This window comes from Niveibacterium microcysteis, from assembly GCF_017161445.1.
GTDB classification, from domain to species: Bacteria; Pseudomonadota; Gammaproteobacteria; order Burkholderiales; family Rhodocyclaceae; genus Niveibacterium; species Niveibacterium microcysteis.
The window spans coordinates 3,112,049-3,129,383 of record NZ_CP071060.1; the positions used below are offsets into that span (position 1 = coordinate 3,112,049).

14 protein-coding genes are annotated in these 17,335 nt (G+C 63.4%); 9 read left to right on the forward strand and 5 right to left on the reverse strand.

Features of this window, described 5'->3' with window-relative positions:
* Positions 1–143: 143 nt before the first annotated feature.
* Positions 144–1,022, reverse strand: a complete 879-nt coding sequence (locus JY500_RS14100) for a LysR family transcriptional regulator (protein WP_206253354.1) — start codon at positions 1,020–1,022, stop codon at positions 144–146.
* Positions 1,023–1,121: 99 nt separating this feature from the next.
* Here JY500_RS14100 and JY500_RS14105 point away from each other — a divergent pair, with 99 nt between their 5' ends.
* The 6 genes from JY500_RS14105 to JY500_RS14130 all read left to right on the forward strand — a co-directional run bounded on the left by JY500_RS14105 (position 1,122) and on the right by JY500_RS14130 (position 9,511).
* Positions 1,122–2,699 (forward strand): NADH-quinone oxidoreductase subunit L, encoded by a 1,578-nt coding sequence (locus tag JY500_RS14105; RefSeq protein ID WP_206253355.1) that lies wholly within the window; start codon positions 1,122–1,124, stop codon positions 2,697–2,699.
* A 26-nt stretch (positions 2,700–2,725) separates the two neighbouring features.
* Positions 2,726–5,299 carry a YbcC family protein gene (locus tag JY500_RS14110; protein ID WP_206253356.1) on the forward strand — a complete coding sequence of 858 codons (2,574 nt, stop codon included), beginning with the start codon at positions 2,726–2,728 and terminating at the stop codon, positions 5,297–5,299.
* Positions 5,299–6,141, forward strand: coding sequence for a DUF6671 family protein (locus JY500_RS14115; RefSeq protein ID WP_206253357.1), 843 nt, complete (start codon positions 5,299–5,301; stop codon positions 6,139–6,141). The genes JY500_RS14110 and JY500_RS14115 overlap by 1 nt, the downstream gene beginning before the upstream one ends.
* Positions 6,142–6,284: 143 nt before the next feature.
* Entirely contained in the window at positions 6,285–7,817 is a 1,533-nt protein-coding gene (locus JY500_RS14120) for a cryptochrome/deoxyribodipyrimidine photo-lyase family protein (RefSeq protein ID WP_206253361.1), read from the forward strand.
* 3 nt (positions 7,818–7,820) lie between these two features.
* The gene (locus JY500_RS14125) at positions 7,821–7,973 is read left to right on the forward strand and encodes a DUF2256 domain-containing protein (RefSeq protein ID WP_206253363.1); all 153 of its coding nucleotides are present in this window, start codon (positions 7,821–7,823) and stop codon (positions 7,971–7,973) included.
* Positions 7,970–9,511 carry a cryptochrome/photolyase family protein gene (locus tag JY500_RS14130; RefSeq protein WP_206253365.1) on the forward strand — a complete coding sequence of 514 codons (1,542 nt, stop codon included), beginning with the start codon at positions 7,970–7,972 and terminating at the stop codon, positions 9,509–9,511. Before JY500_RS14125 ends, JY500_RS14130 begins: the two co-directional genes overlap by 4 nt.
* Positions 9,512–9,620: 109 nt before the next feature.
* Here JY500_RS14130 and JY500_RS22335 read toward each other — a convergent pair whose 3' ends face one another.
* On the reverse strand, positions 9,621–10,241 hold the full coding sequence (locus tag JY500_RS22335) for a TetR/AcrR family transcriptional regulator (protein WP_206253372.1): 621 nt from the start codon (positions 10,239–10,241) through the stop codon (positions 9,621–9,623).
* 179 nt (positions 10,242–10,420) lie between these two features.
* Between JY500_RS22335 and JY500_RS14140 the strand changes: the two genes are divergently transcribed.
* The 3 genes from JY500_RS14140 to JY500_RS14150 all read left to right on the forward strand — a co-directional run bounded on the left by JY500_RS14140 (position 10,421) and on the right by JY500_RS14150 (position 12,344).
* Positions 10,421–11,734: a DUF4397 domain-containing protein gene (locus tag JY500_RS14140; RefSeq protein WP_206253374.1), complete on the forward strand. Its 1,314-nt coding sequence runs from the start codon at positions 10,421–10,423 to the stop codon at positions 11,732–11,734.
* A 158-nt stretch (positions 11,735–11,892) separates the two neighbouring features.
* Positions 11,893–12,099, forward strand: coding sequence for a hypothetical protein (locus JY500_RS14145; protein WP_206253376.1), 207 nt, complete (start codon positions 11,893–11,895; stop codon positions 12,097–12,099).
* Positions 12,090–12,344: an ATP-binding cassette domain-containing protein gene (locus JY500_RS14150; RefSeq protein ID WP_206253378.1), complete on the forward strand. Its 255-nt coding sequence runs from the start codon at positions 12,090–12,092 to the stop codon at positions 12,342–12,344. Before JY500_RS14145 ends, JY500_RS14150 begins: the two co-directional genes overlap by 10 nt.
* An 880-nt stretch (positions 12,345–13,224) precedes the next feature.
* Here JY500_RS14150 and JY500_RS22340 read toward each other — a convergent pair.
* From JY500_RS22340 to JY500_RS14165, 3 genes are all read right to left on the reverse strand, one after another.
* Positions 13,225–13,665 carry a type IV pilin protein gene (locus JY500_RS22340; protein WP_206253380.1) on the reverse strand — a complete coding sequence of 147 codons (441 nt, stop codon included), beginning with the start codon at positions 13,663–13,665 and terminating at the stop codon, positions 13,225–13,227.
* Positions 13,662–15,197 carry a pilus assembly protein gene (locus JY500_RS14160; RefSeq protein WP_206253381.1) on the reverse strand — a complete coding sequence of 512 codons (1,536 nt, stop codon included), beginning with the start codon at positions 15,195–15,197 and terminating at the stop codon, positions 13,662–13,664. Before JY500_RS14160 ends, JY500_RS22340 begins: the two co-directional genes overlap by 4 nt.
* A 542-nt stretch (positions 15,198–15,739) precedes the next feature.
* Positions 15,740–17,311 carry a vWA domain-containing protein gene (locus tag JY500_RS14165; protein ID WP_206253383.1) on the reverse strand — a complete coding sequence of 524 codons (1,572 nt, stop codon included), beginning with the start codon at positions 17,309–17,311 and terminating at the stop codon, positions 15,740–15,742.
* Positions 17,312–17,335: the final 24 nt, after the last annotated feature.

Below are 17,335 nucleotides of genomic sequence, written 5' to 3' on the forward strand. Positions count from 1 at the left end.
GATGAGCGCCCCGCCCTGCGGCCGGCGCTGGCGGCTGCGGCAAACGCATCGCGCGGGCCACTGCGGCGACACGTTTCCGGCCTGTCGCAGCTTGCCTGCCCCCAACCAACCGACCGCGCCCAAGCCGCTGGCGCGCCGGTATCTCATTGCGACAGCAATCGCTCCAACGCTTCGATGCGGTGCCGGCGTGGCGTGGTGATGGCGTAGAAGCGCTCCTGCAACTGCGTCGATTGGCCGACCGTCACCAGCGCCCCGGCCCGCAGTTCGTCCTGCACCACAACCTCGGGCAGCACGGTTAGCCATCCGCTATCGCGCGCGATCAGGCGCAGCATGGCCATGTCGTCCACCTCCGCGCGCAAGCGTGGCCGCACATCGGCCGAGGCACAGAGCGCATCGAACTGGGCGCGCAACGCATGCCTTGGCCCCGGCAGCGCGATGTCGAGACCGTCGAGGTCTTCCGGTATCCGCAACGTGCGACCTTTCCAGCTGCTGGCGGGCCCCACGAGCGAGATCGACTGGCTGCCAAGAAAGCGGCAATGCAGCGGCCGGTCGGCATCCGACGGCACCGTCTCGTTCGCCAGTACCACATCGAGTTGATGCTGCAGCAAGCGGGTCAGCAGGCCTTCCAGCACGCCCGATTCAAGCGTCAGCACCACGCCAGGATCGGCCAGCGCCGGGCGAATCCAGTTCTCCTGATAGTTGCGCGACAGGGTGGCGACGCTGCCCACCCGTAGCCGCGTCAAGCCCTCGCTGCGCCCGTCGAGGCGCCCCAGCATTTCCTGCCCGAGGCCGAAGATGTCTTCGGCGTACGAAAGCACCAGCTGCCCGGTATCCGTGAGCTGCAGCCGCCGCCCCTGGCGCGTGAACAGGGGCTCGCCGAGTCGATCCTCAAATTGACGGATCTGTGCCGACAGCGCCGATTGCGACGTATGAAGCTCGGCCGCAGCGCGCGTGAGATGCCCAAGCCTTGCGACCCGCCAGAAGTAAAACAGGTGGTGGAAGTTCAGCAGTTCCAGCTTCATTGTTCTGTTTTTTCGATTGTTTCGTTCGAATCATTGTAATTTACAGAACAACCACCGCAACGCAAGATCCGGACAGTTTTCGAATCGAGAAAAGCTGCCATGGAACTGCTCCCGAGTGTTTTGACCTTCAGCCTTCTGCTGCCAGTCGCCCTGATGGTGATCGGCGTGCTGCTGCCGTTCCTGCCCAAGGTTCAGCAGGCTCGACAGTGGCAAGGCTTCCTCGCGCTATCGCTGGCGGCCTTGCTCGCCGCGGCGATCGGACTCGTGCTGCGCGGCAATTCGGCCACCGGCGCGGCCACATTCATCTCGCCTTGGTTGGCGGCCCCCATGTTGGGCGGCTGGCTGGCGGTGTTGGTGCAATTGCTCGGCACCCTGATCGGCGCCTTTTCGTCGCGCTACCTGCAGGGTGAGGCGGGCCAACAGCGCTACCTTGCGGCGCTCGCCGGCGTGCTGGCGGCGGTGCATCTGCTGTTGCTGGCAGACCACTGGCTCGTGCTGATCGCGGCGTGGGCGCTGGTCGGCGTGGCGCTGCAGCACCTGCTGTGCTTCTACCCCGATCGCCCGTTCGCCCAACTCGCAGCCTTCAAGAAACGGCTCGCCGATCGCCTGGCCGATGCGCTGCTGATCGCCGCCGCGGCACTGGCGTGGTGGGCCGTCGGCAGCGGCTCGCTCTCGGCGCTCTGGACACATCTCGCGCAGGATGGTGCGTCGGCTGCACTGCAGTTCAGCGCGGTGTGCCTGGTGCTCGCCGTGGTGCTCCGTACCGCGCTGCTGCCGGTTCATGGCTGGCTGATCCAGGTGATGGAGGCGCCGACGCCGGTATCCGCCCTGCTCCACGCCGGCGTTGTTAACCTCGGCGGCTATGTGCTGATCCGCTTCTCGCCGCTATTGGAGCACGCCCCCGCCGCACGCTGGTTGCTGGTGGCTTTTGGCCTCGGTACGGCGATCCTCGCCGGCCTGGTCATGCTCACCCGGATCAGCATCAAGGTTCGACTCGCCTGGTCCACCGTGGCGCAGATGGGCTTCATGGTGCTCGAATGCGGGCTCGGTCTCTACACGCTCGCGGCGCTGCACCTGATCGGCCACTCGCTGTACAAGGCGCACACCTTCCTGTCGGCCTCGACGGCAGTGCAACACACACGGATCCAGGCGCTGCACGATGCACGCACGCCCACGCCGTTGAGCCTGCTGCTCGCGCCAGTACTGGCTGCCACGGGCGTGTTCGCGGTACTCGCACTGTTCCGCGATGCCGCCTGGCCGTGGTGGTGGAGCCTCCTTCTGGCCCTTGCCTGGGCACCCTTGCTGTGGCTGCCTCAAGCAAGCGACCAAACCCTTCGTCAGACCCTGCGCCACTACGCAGCCGGCGTTGTGATGGTCGTTGGCCTTACCGCGCTGGCGATGCTGGCCCACGCGATCCCGCTGGGGACGGTCGATCGCCCCGATACCGCAACGGGTGTTATTGCCTTGCTCGGCATGGTCTGCCTGCACGGCTGGCTGGTGGCACTTCAACTCTGGCCTGCGGCACTCGCGCGCAGCCGGCGCTGGAGCTACGCCGGCCTCTACCTCGATGAGTCCTACACCCGACTCGCCCTGTGGCTCTGGCCAACGCGCTGGGCACCCGCGTCACATGAGCGCCACAGCAGCCGCAGCAACGGCGCCATTCGCGCCAAGGCCTGACCCCACACCCCTCGCAGGAGATCAACATGGATACGCTGCAACTTACTGAACAGGCACGGCCGAACGGTCTCGCAAACAACCTTGCGGGCGCGCGGGCTGAAAGCGGATCAGCGCAGAACGATCTACTCATCAACGAGCAGATCGAATCCGCCTGCGCGCAAGCCTGTCGTGCGATTGCGCCCGCCTGGCCGCTGGATCGGGCGATCGCGGTGAATCCGCATTGGTCGCGCATCGGTATGCCGCTGCGCCGTGTGGCCGCCCGCATGGCGGTGCTCGGCGATATCCGGGTGTTTCCGTCGCGCGAATCGCAGCGGCAAGCCTGGGAGGAAGGCCGCATCACCCGCGCGGATCTCGACTACGCGCTGTCGAATCTGCCTGGAGCGGCCGGCATGCTCAGCGCGCAGCAGTGCATCGACGCGCTGCAAAGCGACTGGACGCCCGCCCGGCTACCGCTCCTGATCGACACCCTCGACAATGATCCGGCGCGGCACACGCGGCTCTCGTGGCGTCAGGCCATCACTCACCAGGTCAGCCAGACCTGCGCCGCCTACTTCGACGCCCACCAGGCCGACTGGCAACCGAGCCGCGATCAGGGGCTGTACGCCTTCTGGCGCGACACCCTGCAGCACGACCACGGCATCGGCCTGCTGATGGGGCTGCCCGACCTGGGCCGCCGGCTCGACGTGCTGCCCGCCACGCGGCTGGACGCCGAACGCTGGGCGCTGCGCCAGCTCGGCCTGCCGGAATCCGTCTGGGCCGACTATCTGGAAGCGGTGCTGCTGACGGTAAACGGCTGGGCCTCCTGGTGCGCCTACCAGGGCTGGCAAGCCGGCCTGGAGGGGCGTGACGACCCGAACCTGCGCGATCTGCTCGCGATCCGGCTCGCATGGGGCGCCGTGCTGCTCGACTGCAAGGACGACGCCAGCACGCGGCTCGCGTTCGCTGCGCTGCAGGCGTCGTGGCACCGCGCCGCGACGCTGCTCGACGAAAGCGAAGCAGGCTTGCTGGCCGACGAAGTCTGGCAACTCGCGCTCGAAGCCGGCTACCAGCGCCAACTGGCCCACAAACTCACCGCCACGACGAGCAAGACGCCTGCCGAGCAGAAGATCGAAGTACAGGCCGCCTTCTGTATCGATGTGCGCAGCGAACCGATGCGCCGTGCCCTCGAAGCAGTCTGGCCCGCCGTGCAGACGATCGGCTTCGCCGGCTTCTTCGGGCTACCGGTCGCATACACCCCGCTGGCCAGCGCCGCCCGCCGGCCCCAACTGCCCGGCCTGCTCGCTCCGGCGATGGAAGTCACCGATCGGATCTACGCCGGCCCCGGCGAGGCGGGCCAGCCCGATGAGGCCGCCGAGGCCGCCGCCGCGAGTGGCCGGCGCGCGCGCCTTGACCTCGCCGCGCAGTGGCAAGCGGCCAGTCGGTGGCCGGGCGCAGCCTTCTCGTTTGTCGAAGCGGCCGGTGCCGGTTACCTCGGCAAGCTCGGGCAATGGCTGCGGCCCTCGGCGCAGGCCCGGCAGCGCGATGATCTGGCCGGCCTGCCGCACCGCTATCGCGCCGTCTGCAGACCCCAGCTCAACGCGCTGGATGTCGACACGAAGGTAGCGCTCGCGGCGCGCGTATTGCACGCGATGGGGCTCGAACACGGTCTCGCGCCCCTGGTGCTGCTGGTCGGGCACGGCAGTCAGTCGACCAACAACGCGCATGCTGCCGCGCTCGATTGCGGTGCCTGCTGCGGGCAGACCGGCGAGGTCAACGCGCGCAGCCTGGCGCTGCTGCTCAACGAGAAATCGGTGCGGGCCGGCTTGCTGGCGCGCGGCATCGCGATTCCCGAGGAGACGCGCTTCGTCGCCGCGCTGCACAACACCACCACCGACGAGATCGAGGGCTTCGACCTCGATCTTCTGCCCACCGACGCCCGCGCACGCTGGGATCAACTGCAAGTGGTCTTCTCGCAAGCGTCTGACCTGGTACGCCGCGAGCGTGCGCCGCGCCTTGGGCTCGATCCGACAACGCCGCAGGATGAACTGCTGACCCAACTGCGCCGGCGTGCCAACGACGGCGCCCAGACGCGGCCGGAATGGGGCCTCGCGGGCAACGCCGCGTTCGTCATCGCGCCGCGGCACCGTACCCGTGGCATCGTGCTGGACGGCCGCAGCTTCCTGCACGACTACGACGCCAAGCAGGATGCCGACGGCAGCGTGCTGGAACTGCTGATGACCGCACCGATGCTGGTAACGCATTGGATCAACTGGCAATACCACGCCTCCACCTGCGATCCGCAGCACCTGGGTAGCGGCAACAAAGTGCTGCACAACGTTGTCGGCGGATCGATCGGCGTATTCGAGGGCAACGGTGGCGATCTGCGAATCGGGCTCTCCCGCCAATCGCTGCACGACGGTGAGCGCTGGGTGCACGAGCCGCTTCGCCTGACCGTGCTGATCGATGCGCCGCAGGCAGCCATCGAGCAGGTCATCGCCAAGCACGCCGTCGTGCGCCAGCTGCTCGATAACGGCTGGCTGCATCTGTGGCACTTCGGCAACGACGCGCTGCAACGCTACACGCATGGGCAATGGCTCCCGCTCGGGCTGGAGGCGGCCTGATGTCGCACTACGCAGGGCAGCGCCTCGCCCTCCTCACCCAGCACGGCAAGGAAGCGGTCATCGCGCCGGTGTTGGAACCGGCGCTCGGCTGCAAGGTCGAGCGCATCAGCGGTTTCGATACTGACCAGCTCGGCACCTTCACGCGTGACACCCCACGCGAAGGTAGTCAGCTCGAGGCGGCGCGCAAGAAGGCACGAATCGGCATGTCGCTCTCCGGCTCGCAGATCGGGCTCGCCAGCGAAGGTAGCTTCGGGCCTGATCCCTTCACCGGCCTCTTCACCTGGAACACGGAGATGCTGGTGCTGATCGACGACCGGCTAGAGGTGGAAGTCGTCGGCATCGCCCAGGGGCCGGCACGATGCGGCACGCTACGCACCGCTGAATGGTCGGCACTTGAAGCCTTCGCGACGAAGCAAGACTTCCCAGCGCACCAGCTCGTGCTACGCCCACAGCATCAAGACGACCCGCGGCTTCACAAAGGCATCGCCGACTGGCCGACCCTCAAGCGCCACTTTGACGCGTGCCAGGCCAAGGCGAGCAACGGGCAAGTGTTTGCAGAGACCGATCTGCGCGCGTTCGCGAACCCGAGCCGGATGCAACAGATCGGCAAGGCCGCCGAGGATTTGCTGCGCCGCCTGCTGTCGCTGTGCCCAGCCTGTGCAACGCCGGGCTACTGGGTCACCGCGCAACAGGCCGGGCTGCCGTGCGCGGCATGTGGGCTACCGACCAGCAGCTACCGCAGCGAAACCTGGCAATGCCTTCGCTGCACGCAAAGCGAAACACGACCGCGAACCGATCGCCAGTTCGCCGAGCCGCAGCACTGCGCCTTCTGCAACCCCTGAGGTCCTCCCACCCGCACGCACCGGACCGCCACAGCTCGCGGCTCAACGGGCGCGGCTAGCGCCTGAGCCTGATCGACGATCGAACCTGCCGGTAGATGGCGGTGTCACACGCACTCCAACGTGACTCGCCCCTGCACTTTCACATGAGCTACACCGTCGTCTGGTTCAAGCGTGACTTGCGGCTCGCCGACCATGCGCCGCTGGCCCACGCCGCCCGGCAAGGGCCGGTGCTGTGCCTGTATGTGCTGGAGCCCAGCCTGTGGGCGCAACCCGACTACGCGCTGCAGCACTATCTGTTCCTGCAGGAGAGCCTGCGCGACCTCGCCCGCGCGTTGCGCCACCGCGGCGCCGAACTGCAACTGGCGATCGGCGAAGCGCCCGAGGTACTCGCCCGGCTGCACGCCGCCGCGCCCTTCCACACCTTGGTCTCGCATGAGGAGACCGGTAACGGCCACACCTTTGAACGCGACAAGGCCGTCGCGCGCTGGTGCGTCGCCAGCGGCGTCGTCTGGCGCGAGTGGCCACAACACGGCGTGGTGAGGCGGCTGGCGACCCGCAACGTATGGCATGCGCGCTGGCAGGCACACATGGAGGCGCCCTTGTTGCCCGAGCCCACACACATCGAAGGCCGGCTTCTGCCCTGGCCGACCGGGCGCTGGCCCGCAGGTGGCGCGTTTGGCCTCGCCGACGACGCCCCGCCACTGCGCCAGCACGGCGGTCGCAACGAGGGGCTCTTGGTGCTGCAGGCGTTTCTCGACGAGCGCAGCCGGCAGTACCGCGGCGGCATCTCCTCGCCCCTGGGCGCACCCACTGCCTGCTCGCGGCTCTCGCCCTACCTCGCGCTCGGCTGCTTGAGCATGCGCGAGGTGGTGCAGGCCACCCGCGCCCGCATCGGGGCCTTGCAGGGGCCGGAGGACGGCCGGCAGTGCCAGGGCCTCGCGGCGTTTCTGAGCCGCCTGCACTGGCACTGCCATTTCATCCAGAAACTCGAATCCGAACCCGAACTCGAATTCCGCAACCTGCACCGTGGCTACGACGGGCTGCGCGAAGCGGAATGGAACGAGGCCCATTTCGCCGCGCTCCGCGCCGGCCGCACCGGCTGGCCGATGGTTGATGCCTGCGTGGCGATGCTGCGCGAGACCGGCTGGCTCAACTTCCGCATGCGCGCGATGCTGGTGTCGGTGGCCGCCTACCCGCTGTGGCTGCACTGGCGGCCGGTGGGCCTGTGGCTGGCGCGCCAGTTCATCGACTATGAGCCGGGCATCCACTGGAGCCAGATGCAGATGCAGGCGGGCACCACCGGTATCAACACCACGCGGGTCTACAACCCGGTCAAGCAGGCATGCGATCACGATCCGCAAGGCCGCTTCGTGCGCCATTGGCTCCCCGCCATGCGCCGCGTGCCCGATGCGTGGCTGTTCGAACCCTGGCGTATGCCGGCCGATGTGCAGGCCCGCTGCGGCGTGCGGGTGGGCGAGAACATCCCTGCCCCGGTGGTCGATCTGGAATCCGCCACCCGAGCCGCCAAGGCCCGTGTGCACGCGCTACGGGCGCGTGCAGAGGTTCGCGAAGCGAAGGCGGCGATCGTCGAGAAACACGGCTCGCGCCTACGCCGAGCTGCACCGCGCAAGCCCGCGGCCCGCAACCCGGCACGTCAGCAGGAACTGGATTTCTGACCGATGCGCAAGAAGCACGATCTGCCGCAGAAGACCTGCCGGCACTGCGGCCTGCCCTTCAGCTGGCGCAGGAAATGGGCTCGCGACTGGGAAGCGGTGAAGTTCTGTTCGGACCGCTGCCGCCGCGCACGCCACAACGAAAGTGCCAGGGCATGAGCGCACCGGCCCAGACCCTGCGGCTGATCCTGGGCGACCAGCTCAACCCTCGCCACAGCTGGTTTGCACAGCGCGACCCTGGCGTGGTGCATGTGCTGATGGAGGTGCGGCAGGAAACCGACTATGTGCTGCACCACGCGCAGAAGATCCTCGCGATCTTCGTCGCGATGCGCGACTTCGCGCGCCAGTTGCGCGAGGCCGGCCACCGGGTGCGCTACATCGCGCTGGACGACCCGAGCAACCGCCAGTCGATCCCCGACAACCTCGCCGCCCTGATACGGCACTACGGCGCGAGCCGCCTCGAATGGCAGGCCCCCGACGAATGGCGGCTCGATACCCAGCTGCGCGACTGGGCAGCCGCGCAGCCCTTCGAGACCTGCGTGGTCGACAGCGAGCATTTCCTCGCCCCGCGGGACGCCGTGGCGCTGCACTTCCGTGGTCGCAAGCAATGGCTGATGGAGCATTTCTACCGGGCGATGCGCCAACGCCACCGGGTGTTGCTCACATCCACCGGCGAGCCGGAGGGCGGGCAATGGAACTTCGACGCCGAAAACCGTAAGCCTTGGCCCGGTACGCCGGCGCCACCGCCCGACACGCGCCCCAGCCACGACCACCGCGCGCTGTGGCAGATGATCGAGACCGCCGGCGTAGGCAGCTTCGGCGCGCCCCACGCCGACTGTTTCCGCTGGCCGCTGAACCGCGACGAGGCGCTCGCCGGGCTCGAACACTTCATCGCGGAAGCGCTGCCCCACTTCGGCGAATTCGAGGATGCGATGAGCAGCCACAGCCCGCGCCTCTTTCACTCGCAGCTCTCCTTCGCGCTGAACGTGAAGATGCTGCATCCGCGCGAGGTGATCGACGCGGCCGAAGCTGCCTACCGCGCCGGCCACGCGCCGCTCGCGGCGGCGGAAGGTTTCGTACGGCAGATACTCGGCTGGCGCGAGTACGTCCGCGGCTTCTACTGGGCCCACATGCCCGGCTACGAAGCGCAGAACGCCCTGGGCCACCAAACGCCGCTACCCGATTGGTTCTGGACCGGCCGCACCCGCATGCGCTGCCTGCAACGCGCAATCGGCCAGTCGCTCGACGATGCCTGGGCGCACCACATCCAGCGGCTGATGGTAATCGGCAACTTCGCGCTGCTCGCCGGGCTGGACCCGGCCACGCTGCACCGCTGGTACCTCGGTATCTACATCGACGCCTTCGAGTGGGTGGAACTACCCAACACCGTGGGCATGAGCCAGTTCGCCGACGGCGGCCGGCTCGCCACCAAGCCCTATGTCAGCAGCGCCGCCTACATCGACCGCATGAGTGACTACTGCAAGGGTTGCCACTACGACAGGAAGGCGAAAATCGGCGAACGCGCCTGCCCCTTCAATGCGCTGTACTGGGACTTCTTTGCGCGGCATGAAGCCACGCTTGGCCACAACCCTCGGCTTGGTATGGTTTATCGCCAACTGCGCAAGATGGCAGAGCCGCAGCTCGACGCCCTGCAGGCGCGTGCAAGTAGCTTGAAGAGGGGGCTGGATACGATCTGATCGCTGGCTGGATCGTGATGGCACTGAGCAGCGCTTGGCCTTGGCGCCGCTGGAGGCGAGAACCGGCCCCCTGCCGGCAAGGCAGTGCGAACGGTTCGTACTGGCGCCGCTAAGCGCTTCGGCGCACTCCATCGAAGAAGAGCTTGAGCATCGCCTGGACGATCGTCTCGTCATCCATCGTGCCGCCTCGCTTCAGGAAGTCGATGGCGGGGTCACAGGTGCGCGCATAGAACGAGAGCAGGATCACCTCATCCGGAAGATCCGCGCGCAGTTTCCCCAGGGCCTTTCCGAACTGCACCCATAGCCCGAGCCGCCCGGTGAGCTCGGTCACCAGCGCGACATAGGCTTCGTCCTGCGTGAGTGCGGCCACCAAGGCTGAGTTGCTTGATGGCAGCGTCGGAAGCCCACCGGCCAGGCGCAGGCGCAAGGCCCATTCCAGCACGGCACGCAGGGACTCGTCGGCCGAGAGCGATGGCGACAGGCCATCGATGAACGTGAGCGCGCGCTGGATCATGCGCTTCATCGCCGCCGTCGCAAGCACCTCCTTCGACGGGAAGTGCTTGTAGAGGCTCGCCTTGGCGATACCGACCGCGGCAGCCACTTCGTCGACGGTGGTCTGGTCGTAACCCTTGGTCGCCAACAGCTCATGCGCGGCATCGAGGATCGCGTCTTCACGCGCCTCGAATTGGCGTTGTTTGAAGCTGGGTCGGGTGGGAGCAGTGGCAGTCATGGCGCAATTCTAGCGCGGAGCGGTCCGAAATCCACCTAAAGAGTCACATAAAACTCTACTTGTATATTTTGTGACTGATGAGTATAAATCACAACGTACCGGTACTTCCGTGCACTGCGCAGTGCACAAACGGGGTTCGCACCCCACCACCCACACCGAAACATCAACGGAGAGTGCCCATGATTTCGATCCGTTCCTGGCTGGTCGCCGCGTCTTCCGTCGCCCTGCTCGCCGCGTGCGGCAGCGACGACCCCGCGCCGGCGCCAGCAAAACCAGAAGCCCGCCTGCGTGTTGTGCATGCCAGCGCAGACGCCCCCAAGGTTGACGTGTATCTCGCCGGCGCAAAAGCGCTGAGCGGCGTTGCCTACAAGGATGCCACCAGCTTCCTCAAGGTTGACGCCGGCAGTCCGGAAGTCATCGTCACGCCCGAAGGCGCGATGACGCCGCAGGTCATCAAGGCCACGTTGAACCTGACTGCCGACAGCTACACCACCGTCGTCGCCGTTGGCAGCCTGTCGGGTGGCACCGTTGAGCCCTTGGTGATCAGCGAGAGCGGCACCGCGCCCGATAGCGGCAAGCTGAAACTGCGTGCCGGCCATGCCTCGCCCGCGGTACCGGCTGTCGACATCTACGTGACACCGCCAAGCGCGGATCTCGCCAGCGCGACGCCGGTTGTGGCCAACGCGGCCTACAAGGCGGTCAGCGATGCGCTGCAGGTGCAAGCCGGCGACTACCGTATCCGGATCACGCTCGCCGGCACGAAGACGGTAGCCTATGACTCGGGCACGGTCAGCCTTGCCGCTGGTATGGATCTGGTTGCGCTAGCCGTGCCGGATACCAGCGGGCACTCGCCAGTGAGCCTGCTCGTGCTGACGCGCGACAGCGCCGCGCCCAAGCTCGAACTACCCGATGCGACAACCCAGGTGCGCGTGATGCATGCCTCACCTGACGCACCGGCAGTCGACGTTCTGGTGAATGACGCCAAGGTGCTCAGCAGCGTCGCGTTTCCCGCTGACTCGGGCTACCTGAGCCTGCTGGCCGGCAACTACAACTTCAAGGTGAATGCTGCCAACACGACGACCACCGTGATCAACGCAGACGCCACGCTGGCACGCGCGAAGTCCTACTCGATCTTCGCGGTTGGCCCGCTGGCCAGCATTGAACCGTTGGTGCTGGAGGACGACCGGACCACGGTTGCCGACAAGGCAAGAGTCCGAGTGATCCATGCGTCGCCCGACGCGCCGAACGTCGACGTGCTCGCTAATGACGCCAAGGTGCTCAGCAACGTGCCCTTCAAGGCCGCCAGCGCTTACCTCGAGGTGCCACCCGGCAACTATGTTTTCAAACTTAACGTAGCCGGAACGGCGACCACCGCCCTCACCTCGTCCAGCCTGGCACTTGAAGCCGGCAAGGTTTACACCGCAATCGCGATCGGCTCGACCGCGACCGGGGCCGCAAATCCGCTGGCTCTGAAATTGCTGACTGATCGTTAAGGCCGATCAGCACGGCTCACCTGGCCTGCCGTCTACGCAAGCAACGGCAGGCCAACATGCGTGATACCGAAACCCAAATCGGCCACAACCCGTGCCGGTAACCTCCCCCGATAGGCGGTACCGACCTGAGGTAGCGAGAAGTCCGTCAGAGAATGAGAATGACCGTCATGAAAACAGGCAGCCTTAACGAAGCGCAGATCATCGGCTTCCTCAAGCAAGTCGAAGTGGGTATGTCGGTCAAGGAGGTCTTCCCGCAAGGGGCTTCCGGAAGCGACCTTCGACAAGTAGCGCGGCAAGTACGGCGGGATGAGCACAGCAGAATTGCATCGCTCGCTCCGAAACCTTCCGGCCCGAGATGCTGCTGATCGGCGAACCGGCCTCTACTCTGGATCCAATCACGACCATACGGATAGAGGAACTGGTCTCGGAACTGCAAAGCGAGTTCACGATCGCGATCTTCACGCACAACATGCAGCCAGCCGCACCCATCTCGAACTACACCGCCTGCAACTATCGCGGCGAGCTCATCAGGCTCGGCGCAACCGACGCGATGTTCCTATCGCCGAAGGATCGCCCCACTGAGGATTACATTACCGGCCGCCTTGGCTAGCCAACCGATGTGATAAATTCCGACGAACGTAGAGCGCGGCGCGTTCTTCAGTGATTCGGCAAGCGTCGACAAGCCCCTCTCTTTGCCGCGCACTATAGAAAGGCTCCTCCCTCGCGCCCCCCGACACGCAGTCTTCTATTATTCAGGTTCAACCGAAATAGCTATCAACATTATGGCGTTCACGGCAACGCCGTTACGCACCCCAGGATCAAATCGCAGCTGGTACAACTTATCCGCAATCGGACGAAAGAAGGACTCTTTCCCCGATAGAAGCTGAACCCCATTTACCTGCCCCTCGGCGGAAATAAATACGGCAATTATGAGGCTCTCACTCTGGGCCAACGACGGGAGCGCCAATACCGACGAATTCATCGAGTCGAGGGCGTAGGGTCGTCGGTCTAGTTGCATAGAATAGGCCCAATTCCCTGGCGGTAGGTGTAACGGCTGCTTGCCAACCTCCACCTCCGAGATCTCTCTCGCAAAGATCTGCCCCGCCGCTCTCAGCTCCAGGAGCTTGTATGGGCTCGTAACTGCAATGGCCGATGGCGATAGGGGCGCCATAGGGTCCGCGACCAGCCGATCCATCCATGGAATCAACTCTGCGCTCGTTAAAGTCGCTCGCTTTGGCATGGCGCGGCCCAACTCCCGTGCCACCGGCCGGTTCGTCTCGGCATGGTCGACTTTGGGTTGGGTGGCCAACCCGTGGGCCGGAACGGATCGTGCAGCAGGCTCCCCTGATATGCGCAGCGTCGCAATGAGCGGAGAAATCGGCCGATGCGGCTCGACCATGTATCCGGCCACAACGACTAGGAAATGAATGAGGACCGAAAACAAGAAGGCCCGCGCAAGCGGGCCATCGGAGCAAAGCCCGGACACCGCCCTACCGCTGCCAGCAGTCTTCAACAGACCAGCCAGCCGCCGACCGGCCCCGCCGACCGGCACTATCCAAAGTCAAATTCCCACAATGAGCATCAGCCCATCCAACCGGCGAGGCAGTAATCAAAAAGCTCGTCGCAATATCTCCCGTTGCTCCAGGACTCACGACAATCGCGTGCCTTCCACTCTCCGTCGTAGCCGAAACGCCGAGGGCCGCAAGCGCCACCGTGTAACTATTGGTCTGCGTGTAGAAGCGCTCAAGCATTTGTGCCGCGCCGTTCAAAGCTGCCTTCGCCTCCGCACGTCGCCCTCGCTCAACATACTGCGAGTATGTCGGTAACGCGATCGCTGCGAGCACACCAACTATCACCACCGTAATTACCAGCTCGATCAGCGTAAAACCCGCAGCCAACGTTCTTAACGGCCCACCAGCTTTGACTTTCATCGTGCAAGATCCCGCCAGTTAAGACGACCTGATGACGGCGTACAGGGGTCGGCAACCATTTCGACCGTGCCGTCGCTCTTCTTAATCACCTTATTGTCAACACATGCGCCCGAGCCCCCTCCAGCACCACTGTCTGTATCTCTAACGATTACCGGAAAACCTCCCGCAGGCGAGATCTTTCTGCTCGATGGCACAGTACCACCACTCATCGTATCGTTCACATCGAAGGCGCCATCGCGATTAAGATCGAACGGCGGTACCGGCAACCGGGCGCCTGTAACCGCATCAACCTCGTTCAGCCAAGAATAACCGCTGGCCTTGCACGGGTCATCGGTGGGAACAGTGGAAATGAACAGGATCTTCCCGTCGACCAAAACTGGATCCTCAATCACCCGCTCGCCTAACGCCGCGCCGTTCTCCTTAAGGTCAACATACCACCCGAGTCGGCCATAAACGTTCGTAGCTGGATCCCACCAATCTGGCGTGCCAGTATCGACAGTCCGGAGCGTGTTCGATGTCGCGACATGATCTTCATTATTTGAAAAGACATGCCCCAACAGCTTCGATCGGTCGATCACCGTGGGATAAGTGGTATCCCACACACCATAGAAGCTCTGAACGCGCGCATCCGCAAGGTCAGCCTCTTCAATCATTTTTCCAGATCCGAAGAGCACAAAAACGCCCCCCTTCGGATGCAGCGTAGCTTCAGGCGCAGTAGTAATCGGCTGAGCGCTCCCCACAGAATCCTTCGCTACGAACAACTTCTTACTGACAGACCACCCCGACATCGACGCTGAGGTCAGGTCAAACTTCCAGACGTTGCCGTAAAGGTCACCTGCATAAGCGTAATCAACGATGCCGTCACCGTCGAGATCAATGACGGCGGGAGAAGACAACCCATTGGGCGTAGCCCCGACCGGCTCCCCGGTGTCAATAAAACGGAAGTTGCTACCCGACGACCACCCGCTCTTGCCGTCCTCAATGTAGGCGACATATAGACCCGCCTTTCCAGAATTGCTGTTATAGCCATTCCCGAATATTGCTGCCCACTTACCATTCTTCAACTTAGCGATCACCGGATGACCGTACGCGAACCCGAGATTAGCGTCATCATCCGAGCGGAACTCCCACAAAACAGCGCTACCAGGTGACGACTCCGAAAACGAAGGGTTAGTCACGTCGATCGCAAACAGCCCCTTACCACCTGCTCGAAGCCCCCCGATCAAGACGGAGTGCCAGCCATCCGAAAACTGCGCATCGTTCACCTGGATATGCCCATCAACGAATGCCCTATGCGGGTAGCTCTGCTCGGTAAGTGAGCGCAGATTCGGATAGACCGCCGAAGGCACATACGCCATTACCTCAACGCCATCCGACTCTCGAAACCCATGCAGCATTCCATCGTTCGCCCCCACATAGATGACCGGCGTTCTACCCATCTTCGAACTACGGAAAGCCGCGTAAGAAGGATCTGCGTAGCCATCGTTAGGCGCCGCGACCAATACCGGAGACGAGTGAGCGATATCGCCCAACTTGGTAATCGGGCGAGCGCGTAGAGTTCCAACGCTCCCCTCGTACGTGGCATCGCCACGAAGCCAGTTCAAACGATCAAGACCACTTCGCACCGAAGCGGCACCACTTATAGCTGTCTGTTGTCCAGCACTCAAACTTGCCCAACGGAAGGGAATTGGCCGAGAGGCAACAGCGACATCGGGGTTGTAACTCAATATCGTCCGTGCATTGACGTACTTTGACGGACTCGCAACCACACTTGCATCATGAATCAGCTTACTCGCAGCAGACCAAGTCGGCGTGCCAGAAACAGACAACAGGCCAGAACTACCTCTAACGAAATTGTACTTTACAAGATCACCCCACCACATTTGCGCGTCGCTGGACACCAGCGCATTCCACGGGGGACTCAATCTATCGGTGGCAGACACCGTCGACAACGGGTGAAAAGAGCTAATGTAGGTTGCTGCGCCACTCGAATACGACCCACCATTGACGGCCGCAGCGCCTGCCGCTCCTACCGTCGAATTAATTGCGCCCACGATATCTTTGAACGCATTAATTACATCGGTCGCGGAATCGGCAGAGAAAAATTTCCCTCGCGAATTAATTGCGGCATGCCAAAGATCAGATACGTTATTGACGCTATCATCGCTGGCGGCTGGCCACGGCGTAGCACCCGAAGCCAGACTCGAATAGCTTCCGCTGTACGTATCCCCCCCCACACAAGGGGAGGCGAGGACGCCGCGAGCATTTTCGTAAGCCCCAAACCAATTGTGTAGGTGGTCAAATGCTGCCAGTTGGCGGGATCGTAGTGCGGATCCTTATAGTCGGCCGCCGACCAACTTGCCAACACGTCGGCCTCCGGGCCAATCAACGCGGGGTTAGTGTGGCGGCGGGGCACCAGGTTATCAATATCAGTGCGCAGGTCATACGCCCAAAACGCGAACGCCAAATCGGCCAGCGTACTCGGCGTAGTTGTATCGCTGTAAGGCGGCGCAGCGACGTAAACCTTTCCGTCAGGTAACGTTCTGCCGGTTCCATCTACATTGTTGTTTGAACAACCACTGATCCCACTACAAGCATTTATTGTTGGTTCGGTACCGCCATTGCTGTTCCACCTTCCATCCGTCATCAGAACCGCATAGCTCGCGCGGCAAGCATATCGGGGCAGTTCGGTTTGTTGCGGATCAAACGCATACGGATCATCCACACCACTGCCGTTGCGAAGGTAGTTTCCTGTTCGCTGCAAGGCCGCGCGCAGCGGAGTGCCGCTATTTGCCGGGAGCCGAGAAAGCCAGTTATAGAAGTCATCTTTATTGGTCTCGTAACGTCTAATCTTGTTACGGTAGCTAGTAGATGACCAACCGGTGCACGAATCGTTGAATGCAGAGCACTTATTTAGCGACTGCCATCCAAGCCGAATCCCTTTATCTAGGTCCGCGAACGCCAAAGTCGCCGCACTGGCAACCATTAGATTTCTGGTGCGATAGAAGGAATACCAATTCGCGAAGTTCTGTTTCTCCGCAGAAGAAAGGCCATTCACCTTTACGAGCGTATAGCAGGCGTCACTTGTGTCTGTATCCGCACAACTGGACTTGTGAACATAGTAATAGGCACCGACGTTCGCGGTCACAGAGGTGGCGCCGAGTGCGGTCAGGTCGTTTGGGTGATTCGCACGAGTCTGGGCCGTGCCAGAAGGATTGTATTCGGTCGTCGCCCGGTAGCCTCCAGACAAATCCACGGCGCCTTTCGTTGGATCAAATCCGTTGATCGGCGCACTTGTATACGAGGCTGCATAGGTGCCACCGGAAGCCGGCGGTTTCAATGGGGGCGCGTACGTAACACTGGGGTCAAAATAGATCGGATTGTAATGAGCGCTGAATGCCCGTTTTTTGCTATAACCCGTGCCGCTGGTAACAAAATCGCCCGACATGCCATCCGGCGCATACCCCCAAGACATACTCCCCGAGTCATCCAACGTAACGAGTAAATTCGGTTTCTGCGCCGATTTCACAAACAATGGCTGCTGAGCGAGATTCAGCGGCGCCGCAATCGAAGAAAATGGCGTTATCGCCATTAAACCCGCAAGTGCGGAGCAGGCCAGCCGACGGAAATTCATCGTAGGCACCATATCACTCTCCTATTATCAATTCGC